Source organism: Pararhodospirillum oryzae (assembly GCF_007992075.1).
Taxonomy (GTDB): Bacteria; Pseudomonadota; Alphaproteobacteria; order Rhodospirillales; family Rhodospirillaceae; genus Pararhodospirillum; species Pararhodospirillum oryzae.
The window spans coordinates 1-13615 of the sequence record NZ_BJZO01000033.1 but is presented as its reverse complement, the minus strand read 5'-3'; the positions used below and the strand labels follow the sequence as shown (position 1 = coordinate 13615).

The 13615-nt window shown below is 66.4% G+C and carries 13 protein-coding genes; 6 read left to right on the top strand and 7 right to left on the bottom strand.

Going from position 1 to position 13615, the window contains the following annotated elements:
- Positions 1-49: 49 nt before the first annotated feature.
- Entirely contained in the window at positions 50-559 is a 510-nt protein-coding gene (locus tag ROR02_RS07235) for a 3TM-type holin (RefSeq protein ID WP_147163352.1), read from the top strand.
- A 186-nt stretch (positions 560-745) separates the two neighbouring features.
- Here the strand turns inward: ROR02_RS07235 and ROR02_RS07230 are convergent, their stop codons facing one another.
- Both ROR02_RS07230 and ROR02_RS07225 read right to left on the bottom strand, forming a co-directional pair.
- On the bottom strand, positions 746-1660 hold the full coding sequence (locus ROR02_RS07230) for a DMT family transporter (protein WP_147163351.1): 915 nt from the start codon (positions 1658-1660) through the stop codon (positions 746-748).
- A gap of 4 nt (positions 1661-1664) precedes the next feature.
- On the bottom strand, positions 1665-1916 hold the full coding sequence (locus ROR02_RS07225) for a DUF1127 domain-containing protein (RefSeq protein WP_147163350.1): 252 nt from the start codon (positions 1914-1916) through the stop codon (positions 1665-1667).
- A 177-nt stretch (positions 1917-2093) separates the two neighbouring features.
- Here ROR02_RS07225 and gcvA point away from each other — a divergent pair, with 177 nt between their 5' ends.
- A complete protein-coding gene (gene gcvA, locus ROR02_RS07220; protein ID WP_147163349.1) occupies positions 2094-3017 on the top strand; it encodes a transcriptional regulator GcvA in 924 nt (307 codons plus the stop codon).
- 113 nt (positions 3018-3130) lie between these two features.
- On the opposite strand, the gene ROR02_RS07215 is transcribed toward gcvA, so the two are convergent.
- The 4 genes from ROR02_RS07215 to ROR02_RS07200 all read right to left on the bottom strand — a co-directional run bounded on the left by ROR02_RS07215 (position 3131) and on the right by ROR02_RS07200 (position 7931).
- Complete coding sequence (locus ROR02_RS07215; RefSeq protein ID WP_147163348.1) at positions 3131-5110, bottom strand: methyl-accepting chemotaxis protein; 1980 nt, start codon at positions 5108-5110, stop codon at positions 3131-3133.
- A 182-nt stretch (positions 5111-5292) separates the two neighbouring features.
- Entirely contained in the window at positions 5293-5637 is a 345-nt protein-coding gene (locus ROR02_RS07210) for a chorismate mutase (protein WP_246135445.1), read from the bottom strand.
- A gap of 97 nt (positions 5638-5734) precedes the next feature.
- Positions 5735-7102, bottom strand: coding sequence for a glutamate--cysteine ligase (locus ROR02_RS07205; RefSeq protein ID WP_147163347.1), 1368 nt, complete (start codon positions 7100-7102; stop codon positions 5735-5737).
- Positions 7103-7178: 76 nt separating this feature from the next.
- Entirely contained in the window at positions 7179-7931 is a 753-nt protein-coding gene (locus ROR02_RS07200) for a 16S rRNA (uracil(1498)-N(3))-methyltransferase (protein ID WP_147163346.1), read from the bottom strand.
- An 81-nt stretch (positions 7932-8012) separates the two neighbouring features.
- On the opposite strand from ROR02_RS07200, the gene ubiA reads away from it, so the two are divergent.
- From ubiA to ROR02_RS07185, 3 genes are all read left to right on the top strand, one after another.
- On the top strand, positions 8013-8930 hold the full coding sequence (gene ubiA / locus ROR02_RS07195) for a 4-hydroxybenzoate octaprenyltransferase (protein ID WP_147163345.1): 918 nt from the start codon (positions 8013-8015) through the stop codon (positions 8928-8930).
- Positions 8927-9607: a class I SAM-dependent methyltransferase gene (locus ROR02_RS07190; RefSeq protein ID WP_246135444.1), complete on the top strand. Its 681-nt coding sequence runs from the start codon at positions 8927-8929 to the stop codon at positions 9605-9607. The genes ubiA and ROR02_RS07190 overlap by 4 nt, the downstream gene beginning before the upstream one ends.
- A gap of 308 nt (positions 9608-9915) precedes the next feature.
- On the top strand, positions 9916-10494 hold the full coding sequence (locus ROR02_RS07185) for a YqaA family protein (protein WP_147163343.1): 579 nt from the start codon (positions 9916-9918) through the stop codon (positions 10492-10494).
- A gap of 46 nt (positions 10495-10540) precedes the next feature.
- Here the strand turns inward: ROR02_RS07185 and ROR02_RS07180 are convergent, their stop codons facing one another.
- Entirely contained in the window at positions 10541-12436 is a 1896-nt protein-coding gene (locus ROR02_RS07180) for a diguanylate cyclase domain-containing protein (RefSeq protein WP_170245012.1), read from the bottom strand.
- A 496-nt stretch (positions 12437-12932) separates the two neighbouring features.
- Here ROR02_RS07180 and ROR02_RS16580 point away from each other — a divergent pair, with 496 nt between their 5' ends.
- Positions 12933-13604, top strand: coding sequence for a hypothetical protein (locus ROR02_RS16580; protein ID WP_170245011.1), 672 nt, complete (start codon positions 12933-12935; stop codon positions 13602-13604).
- Positions 13605-13615: the final 11 nt, after the last annotated feature.

The following is a 13615-nucleotide window of genomic DNA, read 5'->3' as shown; positions in this document are numbered from 1 at the left end:
CGAGCCGCCCGGGGGCACGGGAGCGGCCGATGCGCAAGGAGGATTCCCCATGTTCACGTCTTTATTGCGAGGGCCGGCCGGGCTTCTCGCCACCACCCTGGGCGAGGTCTTGAGCCGTTTGCCCGGGCCTTGCGCCGATCCGGTGGCGTCGGAATCAACGGGGGCGCGGGAGGGCTTCCCCGCGTCGGAGGCCACGCCTCCCCGGACCCGGTGGGATGCCTTCTGGGATGCCTTCAACCGCTTGCCGCGCCCGGTGATGGCTGCCGGTGCCGTGGCCCTGATGGCCTGGGCTCCCCTTGATCCCGAGGGGTTTGTCCGCGTCATGCAGGCTTATGCCCAGATGCCCGACGGATTGGCCACCGCCGTGTTTGGCGTGGCGGCGGCCTTTTTTACCACGCGCCACCTGGAGCGGCGCCTGGAGCTGGGGCAGGGCCGGGGCGCGTCCGGCCGTCCCTCCGGCGAGGCTTCGGAAAGCGAAGAGGGCACGGTCAACCCCACGGTGGCGGCATGGCTGCGCGAGCGGGACGCGGGGCGTGATCCGGCTCGGTCGGGGGGGTGAAGTGAGACCCGAAAAGTGGGAACCGCTTTTCGGATAAGTCGAACGTAAGAAAAAATAAAAATGAGACCCGAAAAGTGGGAGTCGCTTTTCGGATAAGTCGAGCGTAAGAAAAAATAAAAATGAGACCCGAAAAGTGGGAACCGCTTTTCGGGTCTTGGCACGATGCACCGGCCTGGAAGGGCGGGCCTATTCGATCGCCGGGGCCAGCACCGCCTGGGGCCGGAGCTTCGGACGCGACAGCACCAGAAGATTACCCCCCAGCACCAGCGCCAATCCCAACACCGCCGGCACGGTCCAGACGTATCCCTCGAAGAAGGTGGACAGCGCCAGGGCGACAACCGGGAACAGAACCGAGGCATACGCCGCCCGGTCCGCGCCGATCCGGCCCAGCAAGGTCAGATAGCACCAGAAGGCAACCACCGATCCGAACACCGCCAGGTAAGCCAGCGACAGCAGGTACGGAGCCGACAGGTCGATGGAGAAGGTGCGTCCCGTCGCCAGGGCGAACAGGGCAATCAGCCCCGTGCCATAGGCCATCGCAACCCCGGTGCCGGGCACGACCGCGATGCCCTGGCGCTGGTTGCGCCCGGAAATCAGGTTGCCAAACGACGCCGCAACGGTGGCCAGCAGGCACAGGAGAAGGCCCCGCAACGCCTTGTCTTCAAGGGAAAGGTGCTGAAGTTCGGGCAGGAAGACCAGCGCGATCCCGGCCAGTCCCATCACCGCGCCCGCCACCACCCGGCCGCGCACGGGCTGGCCGAAAAACAAGGCGCCGAACAGGATGTTGAAGCCGACAATCGTCGAGAAGGAAACGGCGACCAGACCGCTGGTCAGCAGGCCCGTGGCCACGTAGAACAACATGTAGTTGGCGCCAAACAGGCAAAATCCCAAGGCAACCAGCCACGCGTGTTGGCGCACGGTGTAGCGGGGCCATTCGCGGCGCAGCGCCGCCCATCCCAGCATCAAAGTCGCGGCAAGGGAAAACCGCCAGACAAGAGAAACAGCGGGGTCAACGACGCCAAGCTGAAATTCGATGGCAAACCACGTCGATCCCCAGATCAGGACAGTCGTGATATAAAGAAGCGCATTTCCAGAAGGCATTTTCCTATCCCATCCTGATTCTTTGACTGTCTTCATTGCCATAGCCGATGTCGGCCAACATCCGTTCATCCATCCGGGACAGCATCGCCGCGCTTTCTTGACGCTCGCGACGGGCGGCCATCACATCGTATTGCCGGGCCAGCCAGCCTTCCATTTGTCCCAGAACCGACGGCGTGGATTTCGGAGGTGCGCAGGTTTTAGTTGCCAATGCCGATACTTCGCGATCATGGAGGGTGGAAATGGGGTGAGCAACCATGACAGGCTCTCCTTGAGGTGGGTCAGGGAAAAGAGGAAGAAGGGCGGAGCAGGGAAGGGCGTGCCCAGGGATATCGTCCCTGTCTCCGAGAGGCTTATCTTGCGCCTCGACCTTCCTCCCCACAAACGAGTAATGTTGTGGGCTTCCATGAATAAAATTTATCCGGGGTTTTCGCTCATGGCGCCTTCGCTTCCCCCCCTGAACGCGTTACGAACCTTCGCGGTTGCGGCGCGCCGCCTGTCTTTCACCCTGGCGGCGCAGGAACTGGGGGTCACGCAAGCCGCGGTCAGTCATCAGATCCGCTCGCTGGAAACCTGGCTCGGCGTGGAATTATTCAAGAGACGCAATAAGCAAGTCATCCTGACCGAATCCGGGCAGGTGTACGCGGTGGCGGTCAACCAGGCCCTGGACGAAATCGCCGAGGCCACGGCCGCCCTGGTGCGCGCCGATTCCCGAGGCGGCGGGCTGACGCTGTCGACCATGTCGAGCTTCGCGATCAAATGGCTGGTGCACCGTCTCAGTGGCTTTTTGAATTCGCATCCCGAGGTCGCGGTGCGCCTGCACACCAGCATGGAACTGGCCTCGTTCGCCGGCGACGGGGTGGACGTGGCGGTGCGCATGGCGCGCAAGGTGGCCGATGGCCTGCATGCCGATCTGTTGCTGGAGGAAGAGTTGATGCCGGTGTGCAGCCCGGCCCTGCTGGAAGGCCCCCGTCCGTTGCGCGATCCCGCTGATTTGCGCCATCACGTCTTGCTGCAGGACGTGGGCATTTCCTGGTCGTGGTGGCTTGATCCCCTGGGGTTGCGGGGGCTGGACGGCCAGCGTCCGGTGCGTGGGCCCGGGTACCTGGATTCGGCCCTGGCCATTCAGGCATGCATCGACGGCCAGGGGGTCATGCTGGGGCGCACGGTGATCGTCGAGGACGACATCCAGGCCGGGCGCCTGATCGAACCCTTTTCGGTGCGGGTGCCCAATCCGATGAAGTACTGGCTGGTGTGTCCGCCCAGTCACCTGATCCGCCCCCCCGTGCGGGCTTTTCGCGACTGGATCCTGGCCGAGGCCCAGGCGTGGAGCCGCCTTCATCCCGCCGGCCCCGCCTGAGTCGTCCTCTCCCCCCCCCTTCCTGGCTCCCGGGGGGCGGTTGAAAAACGCGGCAGGCGGAGGGAGGAGCGGGGAAGGGGGAAGGGGGAAGGGGAAGGGGAAGGGGAAGGGCGTTATCCGTTGTTGCGGATGTGGTTGAGGAAAGCGCTGACCCGGTCCTTGAGGTCGGCGGCCTGGCGGCTGAGTCCCTGGGCCGCGCTCAGGACCTCGCCGGCGGCGCGGCCGGTGTTGTCGGCGGCCATCGCCACGTCGCTCATCGAGGCGCTGGAACGCTGGTTGCCCTCGGCGGCACGCTGGGTGTTGTTGGCGATCGAGCGCGCGGCGGCGTCTTGCTCCTCCACCGCCGCCGCCACCGTGGCCGACACCCCGTCGAGGTCGGAAATCACCTCGGAAATCGAGCCGATCGCCTCCACGGCCTCGGCGGTGGCGTTCTGGATGTCGGTGATCTGGCGACGGATGTCCTCGGTTGCCTTGCTCGTCTGGTTGGCCAGGCTTTTGACTTCGCCCGCGACCACCGCGAAACCCTTGCCGGCCTCGCCGGCGCGGGCGGCCTCGATGGTGGCGTTGAGGGCCAGCAGGTTGGTCTGCTCGGCAATGTCGGTGATCATGGCCACCACCTGGCCGATGTGCTCGGCGGCGGCCTTGAGCTCGGTCACCTCGGTTTTGGCGCGGCTCGCGCGTTCCACCGCCGTGCGCGACATGCCCGAGGAGTGGTGTACCTGGCGGCTGATCTCGTTGATCGACGCGTTCAGCTGTTCGGTGCCCGTGGCCACCGATTCCACGTCGCGGGCGCCTTCCTCGGTCACGCGCGCCATGTCGGCCACCCGGCGCGCCGTTTCCTCGGCGATGCCGGCCATGGTGCGGGCGTTGGCTTCCATCTGGTGGGTGGCGGCGCCGATCATGCCGATCAGGCCGCTCACGTCGCCTTCCAGTTCGTCGGCCAGGCGCCGGATGCCGGCGCGGCGCTCCGCCTCGGCCTGGCGCTGGGCCTCGGCCTGTTCCTGACGCAAGGCGTGCATGCGCTGGCTGTATTCCTTGAACACCTGCGCCGCCTTGGCCATCGAGCCGATTTCATCGCCCCGTCCCACGCCCGGGATGTCGGTCTGGTCGTCGCCCTCGGCAAGGCGGGTGAGGGCGGCGGTCATGGCGTGCAAGGGACGGTTGATGCTGCGCGCGATCGTCGCCGCCAGGGCCAGGCCCAGGGCCAGAATCAGAAGATTGGCCGCGATCAGGCCGTGGCGCGCGGTGCGCAGGGCGTCGGTGCTGGCCTCGCGGATTTGAGCCTGTTCGGTGAGGGCCGATTCCTTGGCCGCTTCCGCCGCCTGGGCGATGTCGTTGGTCAGGCCGCGCACCTGCCCTTCCATGGCCGAGGTTTCCCCCAGGATTCCCGAAAGGGTATTCAGGCTGTCCTCGTACTGGGTGTAGAGGTCCTGGGCGTCTCCGGCATTGGAAAGATTTTCCATTGCCTCGCTGACCGCGAACAGGGCTTCCCAGATCGCCGCGAAGCTATCGTCGGAGCGGCTGTTGAGGTAGGCCATGGTGGCCACCCGGGTACGCAGCATGTGTTCGACCATCTGCGACGCCGCGCGGGCCTCGTCCACGTTGCCCAGGTCGAAATCGCGGTCCCGCTGGGCCGCGGCCCACAGGGCCAGGCCATCGGCGGCCGGCATCATGGCGGATTCGATCAGCTCAACCCGTTTCGAAACCAGGGGAATCGCGGGTTCCAGGGCTGTTTCCAGGTTATGGTACACTTCGGCGATGCGCTGGGCAAAGGGCGCCTGCGGCGTGTTGGCGACGTTGCCGCGAAAATCATCAATCGCTTGGCGGACGGCTTTGCGATCCTCCATCATCGTCTCAACAAGATGGTCGTCGGCCTTTTCCAGGTAATTCGAAACATGGGTCCCGAAACCATGCAGGAGCCTGTTCAGGGTCAACGCCGATACAGCGACCTCGGAGGAATGGGTGACTTCATCGAACTGGTGATCCACTGCTCGGAACATGGAGTATGACATCAGCCCCACGCCCCCCATCAGGGCGAGCACGAGAAAAAAACCGGCGTACAGGCGGACGTTGATGGAAATATTCTTGAGCATCGACGGATTCCCAGTCCCTTGCCTCCGATCGGGACAAGGGCCATCAAGGGGGCGGAACAAAAAACGGAGAAAGAGGACGCTGGCGCCTCACCGTGGGGGGCAATGCAACGATCAATTGGGGTTCCCTGGCCTGGCGCATCCGATCGGATGCCCATTCTGACACAAAACCATTTAAATCCCAATCAGGATCCCGTGCCCCGAAGGCGAAGCCGGTCGAAGTGCGCTCGCTCCCAATCGATTGAAATGTCTACCAAGGCCCGCCAGATGCGTTCGATGGTATCCTCGTCTCCCTGTGCATGGCGGGCATGCAGGCGAGCCTTGGCAACCACGTCCTCGATGCGCCAGGGCACGACGACCGCGTCGCGGGTGGGCTTGAGCCCGGCGGCCTGCGCGACATAGCCCAGGCGTTCCACCACCAGGGGGACCAGCAAGGCATCCAGGCGGTCGATTTCGGCGCGGACCTCGTCCATGGACTGGCACGGACGCATCCCGGCGCGGCGGGGATCGGTCGTCGGGATCGTGCTCAAGGGGGGAGCCTCCGTTCACAAGATGAAAAGGAAACGGGCGAACAGCCCGGTTTAAAAAGAAAGAAGGGGCCAGCGGCGGCCGGCCCCCTTTGGCTGGTCAGTAGGCGCATTCAACAAAAACGGGATCAATGTTTCCAGCCCAGCGGTTGTTCCAGGCTTCCAGCAAATCCTCGGCCTGGGTCCGCCCTGACTCGGCGATGATCCAGAGGGCATCCAGGAACGAGGTCTCGTCGCGCCCCTTCTGATTGAGCCGCCCGCGCGCCGCCAGACCCTCGTGGGCGATGCGAAGCATGCGCAGGGCCACGTCTTGCAAGGTTCCGTCCCGGAACGGGGTCTTCAACGCCAGGCGTGGCACCTGGTCGCGCAAGGCCGCGTGTTCCTCGGCCGTCCAGTCGCGCACGAGGTCCCAGGCGGCATCCAGGCTGCTCGTATCGTACAGCAATCCCACCCACAAGGCGGGCAGGGCGCACAAACGGTTCCAGGGACCGCCATCGGCCCCCCTCATCTCCAGGTAATGCTTCAGGCGTACTTCAGGGAAAGACACGGTGAGGTGATCGGACCAGTCGCTCAGCGTCGGCCGCTCGCCGGGCAGGGCGGGCAGGCGCCCCGCCATGAAATCGCGAAAGGACTGACCCGCAGCGTCGATGTACCGCCCGTCACGGTAGACAAAGTACATCGGCACGTCAAGAAGATAGTCAACGTAGCGTTCGAAGCCCATGCCGTCCTCGAACACAAAGGGCAGGATTCCCGTGCGCGCCGGGTCGGTATCGGTCCAGATGTGGCTGCGGGTGGAAAGGAAGCCGCTGGGCCGGCCTTCGACGAAGGGGCTGTTGGCGAAAAGGGCGGTCACCACGGGCTGCAGGGCGAGGGAGACCCGGAACTTGCGCACCATGTCGGCTTCGCTGGAAAAATCCAGGTTGGCCTGCACGGTGCAGGTGCGCAGCATCATGTCGAGGCCCAGGCTGCCCACCCGGGGCATGTGCTCGCGCATGATGTGGTAGCGCCCCTTGGGCATCCAGGGAATGTCCTCGCGCCGCCATTTCGGGTTGAACCCCAGGCCCAGGAACCCCACGCCCATTTCACCGGCCACTTCCTTGACCCGGCGGTGGTGATCGGTGACCTCGGCGCAGGTTTCGTGAATGGTTTCCAGGGGCGCGCCCGACAGCTCGATCTGGCCGCCGGGCTCCAGGGTGACCGAGCCGTGGCGCGGACAGGTCAGGGCAATGACGTGACCGTTTTCCTCCACCGGTTTCCAGCCAAACCGGGTCAGGCCATCGAGCAAGGCGCGCACGCCGCGCTCGCCTTCGTAGGGAAGGGGGCGGTTGTCGGCCAGGGTGAAGGCGAATTTTTCGTGTTCCGTGCCCACCCGCCAGTCGGCGGGCGGCCGGCAGCCGCCTTCCAGGTCGGCCACCAGGTCGTCGCGGGTCAGGGGGGAAAGGGGGGGGGAAGACGTCGCGTGGGGCATGATTGGGGCGTCCGGAGTCTGGGGAAGCGACAGCGCCAGGGCCAAGGGGTGGGCACACCGGGCTCCGCCGGGGAGCTCACGGGTCCGACCAGTCCCCCGCCACGGCCTGCCAGACCGCCAGGGCCGCGGCGCCGGCCGTTTCGGCCCGCAGGATGCGCGGACCAAGATCGACCGTACAGGCACATGAGGCGAGCGGAGCGACGGCGTCAAGGTCGGTGTCGTCCAGGCCGCCCTCGGGTCCCACCAGGAAGGCGGCGTCCTGCCCGCGCGCCTGGGCAAAGCACCGGGCCGCCGGCGCCGCGTTCCGGCGCTCGGCCAGCACGAACAAGCGCCGCTCCCGGGGCCAGTCCGCCAGCGTTTCGGCCAGGGGGCGCAGGGGATCGACCAGGGGAATGTCCAGGCGCTCGCACTGCTCGGCCGCCTCGATCGCCTGCGCCTGAAGGCGGTCAAGGCGGACCGTGCGGGTTTGCGTGCGCCGGGTGAGCACCGGGCAAAGACGCCGGCATCCCAGCTCCACCGCCTTTTGCACCACGTAATCGGTGGCGTCCTTCTTGAGCGGCGCGAACAAAAGCCAGGGGCCCCGGCTTTCCGGCTGGGCGCGCCGGCTCTCTTCCACGCGCAGCGCCGCGCGCGATCCCGATCCGGCCAGGACGGCGCGCCATTCCCCGTCCCGGCCATTGAACGCCGCCACCCCCGCGCCGTCCCCCAGGCGCAAGACGGTGCGCAGGTAATGGGCCTGCGCAGGCGCCAGGGGAACCGTCTCTCCCGCCGCCAGGGGGCTGTCCACGAACAACCGGGGCAACGCGCGCCCGGACTCTCCTGCTGCCATGCGTTCTCTCCTGGCGCGCCATCGATCGGGGGGCGTGATCCCCCTTGAAAGGCCCTTCGGCGGGTCGTACTGTACGGCCCCATGAACGCCAAGGAAACGCTTGTGGGCGATATTCCTCTCAACGGCTGGATCGATCGTCTGGCCCCGGAGGGTATGCGCCCCTATCTGCGCCTGATGCGCCTGGATCGGCCCATCGGGACATGGCTTTTGTTGTTCCCGTGCTGGTGGAGCCAGGCGCTGGCCGCCGATCCCTGGCCGCATCCGGGAATGATGATCCTGTTCGCCATCGGCTCGGTGGTCATGCGCGGGGCCGGGTGCACCTTCAACGACATCGTTGACCGGGATTTCGACGCCAAGGTTGAGCGCACCGCCGCCCGTCCGATTCCCAGCGGAGCGGTGAGCCGGGTCCAGGCCGTGATTTTCCTGGTCGCCCAGCTGCTGGTCGGCCTGATCGTCCTGCTGTGCTTCAATGAATTCGCCATCTGGCTGGGCGTGGCCTCGCTGCTCCTGGTCTTCACGTATCCGTTCATGAAGCGCATCACCTACTGGCCGCAGGCGTGGCTGGGGCTCACCTTTACCTATGGCGCCCTGATGGGCTGGGCCGCCGAGCGCGGGGATCTGGGCTGGGCGCCCGTGTTGCTGTACGCGGGCTGTTTCTTCTGGACCTTGCATTACGACACCATTTACGCCCATCAGGACCGCGAGGACGACCTGTTGGTGGGCGTGAAGTCGTCGGCCCTGGCCCTGGGCACGCGGACCCGTCCGGCGTTGGCCGTGTTTTCCACGATCATGATCGTGCTGATCGGGGCGGCGGGGGCCGTGGCCGGCCTCGGGTGGCTGTTCTGGCCGCTGCTGCTGGTGGGCTATGCTCATCTGCTGTGGCAGCTGGGGCGCCTCGACATCCACGATTCGCCGCGTTGCCTGGACCTTTTCAAAAGCAACCGGCATGTCGGCTGGATCTTGCTGGTCGCCTTGATCGCCGGGCAGCTTTCCCGGTGACGACTGGCGCCGGATCCCCCGACGCGACCGAAGCCCACCGTCAGGCCTTCATCCAGGCCCACGCCGCCGTGGGCCAGCCGCCCCTGGTGCCCGAGGTGCGCTTGTGGCTGGCCAGCGATGTCACCGCCTTGTGGCTGGCCACCGAGGCCGATCTGGAGCGCCAGGGGGTGCCGCCCCCCTATTGGGCCTTTTGCTGGGCCGGGGGGCAGGCGGTGGCCCGTTACGTGCTGGATCATCCCGAGACGGTCCGGGGCTTGCGGGTTCTCGACTTCGCCGCCGGGGGTGGCGTGGCCGCCATCGCGGCCGCCCGCGCCGGGGCTCAGTCGGTTGAAGCCTGCGAGATCGACCCCTATGCCACCAGCGCCATGGCGCTGAATGTCGCCCTTAACGACGTGAGTGTCTCCCTCCTGGCCCAGGATGTGGTGGGGGCCATGGATCGGGCCTGGGACGTGGTGCTGGCGGGCGATGTGTGTTACGAGCGCCCCATGGCCGATCGCGTGATTCCCTGGCTGCGGGCCCTGGCCGGGCGTGGAACGCGGGTGCTGCTGGGCGATCCCGGCCGCGCCTATCTGCCGGCGCAGGGCCTTTCCACCCTGGCCTGCTACGACGTGGCGGTGAGCCGCGACCTGGAAGACCGGGACGTGCGCGCGACCACCGTTCACGCTCTTCTTCCCTGAATCTTCCCCCTGGCCTGCCGCTCGTGCCGGGTCCTTTTGGGCCTGGCGGGGGAGGTCGGTCTTGCCCCGGGGGCGTGAACCGGCCAAAGTGCCGCCGGTCCGGCAGGGGTGGATTGGGGCGGAGGCGAGATTTTCCCTGATGGTTTCCCTTGCGCTCAAGATCCCGGCGGGCGATCCGCCCGGGCCGTCTTTCCTGGCGCCTGTCGAGGGCGGCCTGTCGCGACCGTCGTCTTTTCGTTCGTTTTCACGCGCGCTTTCACGCCGTCCCAATGGGGGCACGGGGCCGGAAAGCGCAGTTGGGGACCACCATGCTTGAACGCACCTACCGCTGGATTCTTGCCAAATCAGACAGTCGTGGCGCGCCCTGGTGGCTCGGCGCGGTTGCCTTCGCCGAAAGCAGCGTTTTTCCCCTGCCGCCGGATATCCTGCTGATCCCCATGATCCTGGCCGATCGCCGCCGCTGGTGGAGCCTGTGCCTGCTGGCCACCGTGGCCTCGGTGGCCGGGGGCCTGGTGGGGTACCTGATCGGTTATTTCCTGTTCGAGACCGTGGGGCAGGCGGTCATCTCCTTCTACGGGCTTGAGGAGTCGTTTCTTACGTTCCAGGCCCTGTTCCGGGAGTGGGGAACCTTGATCTTGCTGGTCAAGGGGGCCACGCCCATTCCCTACAAGCTGCTGACCATCACGGCGGGCGCGGTGCAGCTGGACCTGCTCACCTTCATCGGCGCTTCGATCCTTTCGCGGTTCTTGCGTTTTATCGTCGTGGGGGCGCTGCTGTACTATTTTGGCCCGCCGGTGCAGGCTTTCATTGAAAAGCGCCTGGGGCTGGTCAGCATCGCGGTCCTGGTCGCGACCATCGGCGGGATTGCCCTGGTCAGGCTGTTCTGACCCCCGCGCGCCCCGGCACCCCGGGCGTGCGGTGGGCGCGCCCCTTTCACTCCCCGCACAACTGGGCGCGCCGGCCGCCGGCGCGCTTGGCCTGGTACATGGCGCCGTCGGCGGCGGCGAGCAAGGAGCGGGCGTCGGTTCCGTGGCGAGGAAAAAGGGCCAGGCCGATGCTCGCGCCCAGGGTAACCTCCTGGCCGCCTTCCAGGGCCAGGGGCTGGCCGATGTCGTCGATCAGCTTGTTGGCGAGGACCACGGCGGCCTCGGGGCTTGTGATGTCGTGCAAGACGACGACGAACTCATCCCCGCCAAGACGGGCCACGGTGTCGCTTTGGCGCAGGCCGGCCTGAAGCCGCCGGGCGACCTCGGCCAGGACTCCGTCGCCCGAGCGATGGCCGAAGGTGTCGTTGACGGGCTTGAATCCGTCGAGATCCAAAAAGAGCACCGCGAGCATCGCGCCGTCGCGCTCGGCGCGGATCAGGCCCTGGCCCAGGCGGTCCATCAGGAGGCCGCGGTTTGGCAGGCCGGTGAGGGCGTCGTGGTGGGCCTGGTGGTTCAGCGCGTCGGCGCGCTGGCGCTGTTCGGTGATATCGCTGAAAATGCCGATGTAATTGAGGGCGCGCCCGGCTTCGTCGTTCAGGCGCGAGATGGTCAGGCGCTGGGCGTACACCGTGCCATCGCGGCGGCGGTTCCAGATTTCGCCGCGCCAGTGACCGGTTTCCTCCAGGCTTTCCCACATGGCCTTGTAGAAGGCCTGGTCGTGTCGTCCCGATGCCAGAAGGCGGGGGTTGCGGCCGAGCACGTCGCGCGCCGAGTAGCCGGTGATCTCGGTGAAGGTCGGGTTGACCGAAATAATGGCGTTGTCGGCATCGGTCACCACGATGGCGTCGGCGGAATGGGCGAAGACCTTGCGGGTCAGCGACAGCAGGCGGACCTGGCTTTCCAGGTCGGCGCGGCGGATGATTTCGGCGGCCAGGAGACTCCCGAGAACGAACAGGGCAACAAGGGCGATGACGCTCCAGAAAATCAGCGACCCGAAGGTGCGCGCCCACAGGGTTTGAACGTCGCGCGAGGTCACCAGGGACTGGACCACCAGCGGGTATTGGGAAGAGGGGCGCAGGCCGATCCGCACTGATTGGCCGGAGCCAGGCAGCGAGACGACGGAAAAGCCCGCGCTGGTTTCTTGCCCGGGGCCGGAAGGGAAACCGGGCGACGCCATCAGGGGCGCCGGGAGGGCCAGCCCGCCCAGGGGTTGCAGCACAAGGGTCCCGTCCGGCCGGACGAGGCGCAGGCCACTTTGGTGGCCCAGGAGAGGGCCCGCCAGGATGCTTTCCAGGGCGACGGGGTTCAAGGCGGCGAAGGCCAGCAGATCGGGGGCGATGACGACCCGGACCGGCATCAGGCGGGTGGGCGTGGGTCCCTCGGGGGCGTCAAGCGTGGGCAGCAGGCGGCCCTTTCGCGGGACGGCGATGGCCAGGGTGCTTTCCGTGGCCAGGGGAGCCAGCGCGGGCAGGTCGAGGGCGTCCATGTCCAGGCGCTGCCCGACCGAGCGGTCGGCGGTGTCAAGAAGGATGGTGCCGTCGGCCCGGGTCAGGACGATCTGACGGATATGGGGGGCGTTGCGCATCAGGCGGCCGGCCTGGACGCGCAGGAAGTTGTCGGGGTCGGGCCCGGTGGCGTGGGCGGCTTCGTCGCCCAGCGCGTGCAAGATGGTCTCGGTCGATTCCAGGGTCCGGGTCAAGGTGTCCTCGACCAGGACGGCGGCAATGCGGGCCCGTTCCAGAAGGCCGGCCCGGGTCGCGCGGTAGGTCTGGGCCAGATCGATGCCAAAAAGAAGCGTGATGGCCAGGGCCAAGGTGGTGGCAAGCGCCAGGAGCCGCCGGGCCCGTTTCCTGCTCCGGCCGGGGAGCGGTCTCCCCAGGTCGCCCAACCGGGCATCGCCCATTGATCCCTCCCTTATCGGTTTCTCGTCCGGCACGGGCACGATTTTCCGTTTTTTTTCCCCGGATTCGGCATTCTTTGACAGTCTTTTCCGCCGGTGTTACTTGAAGGAAGGACCCCGCGAGGGTCCTTCGTTTCCCAAGCCGCCCCGGATTCGATCGATGGCCCCTGATCCTTCTGATCTTCCCATGCCTTTTTCCTTGGATGCAGGAGGAAAGGAAGGAGACGAAACACTTTCCCTGGCTGCCGCTGATTTTGGGCAGGTAGTGTGTTTATTGGGGGTATTCAATCTCCAGCTTCGGCACCTTTTACGGACAGCGCTTGCGACGCAAGGTGTGCGTGATGTTCGCGACGTTGTTCATATCGAGTCCCTGCACGAACAAATTGGAAAAACGCATCCTGATCTTGTGATCTGCGACCAGGATTTGCCGGGGGGTGACATTTCTTTCTCGATTCGCTCGGTGCGTCAGGGCGAGCTTGGCGAGAACCCTTTTTCCGTCATGGTCGCCCTGAGCGGTCTACCACAGCATCATAAGGTGCATTCCCTGGTCAACGCCGGGGTTGATGACCTTATTTCGCTGCCGGTGGCTCCGCAGGCCCTGGTGACGCGCATCCTGGGATTGGTCAACCGGCGTCGGCCGTTTGTCGTGACCAGTGACTACACCGGGCCGGACCGGCGCCGGGTCAGCCGGCACCACCCCTCGGCGCCGGGGTTGCTGCTGGATGTCCCGAATACCTTGAGGTTGAAGGCGGCGGGGCAATACGATCAGGGGCTTGCGCTCCGCGCCATTGCCACCATGCGGGCCGTGGTCGATCAGCGCCGAAAGGCCCGCCACGCCGAACGCGTCGTGCAAACGGCGGTGAGCTTGCTGCCGCAATTGCGCGCGGGTTATCTGACCGACGAGGAACGGGCCCAGGTGCGTCGGGTGGCGCTGCTGGCGGGGGATGTCGGACGGCACCACGCGGCCGGGCCGGACACGATGGCCGCCAACCTGTGCGCCACGTTGTGCGATGTCACCGACCGTTTGGACGATGCCACCCCCCAGGCCCAGGACGTGCAGACGTTTGAAAAGCTGGTGGTGGCTTTTGATCGCCTGTTCAACGGGGGCGGGGAAACGCCGATGACGGCGGCCCTTGCCACGGCCGTGCGTCAGTCCTCCGATCCCGCCTAGAGTAATCCGAG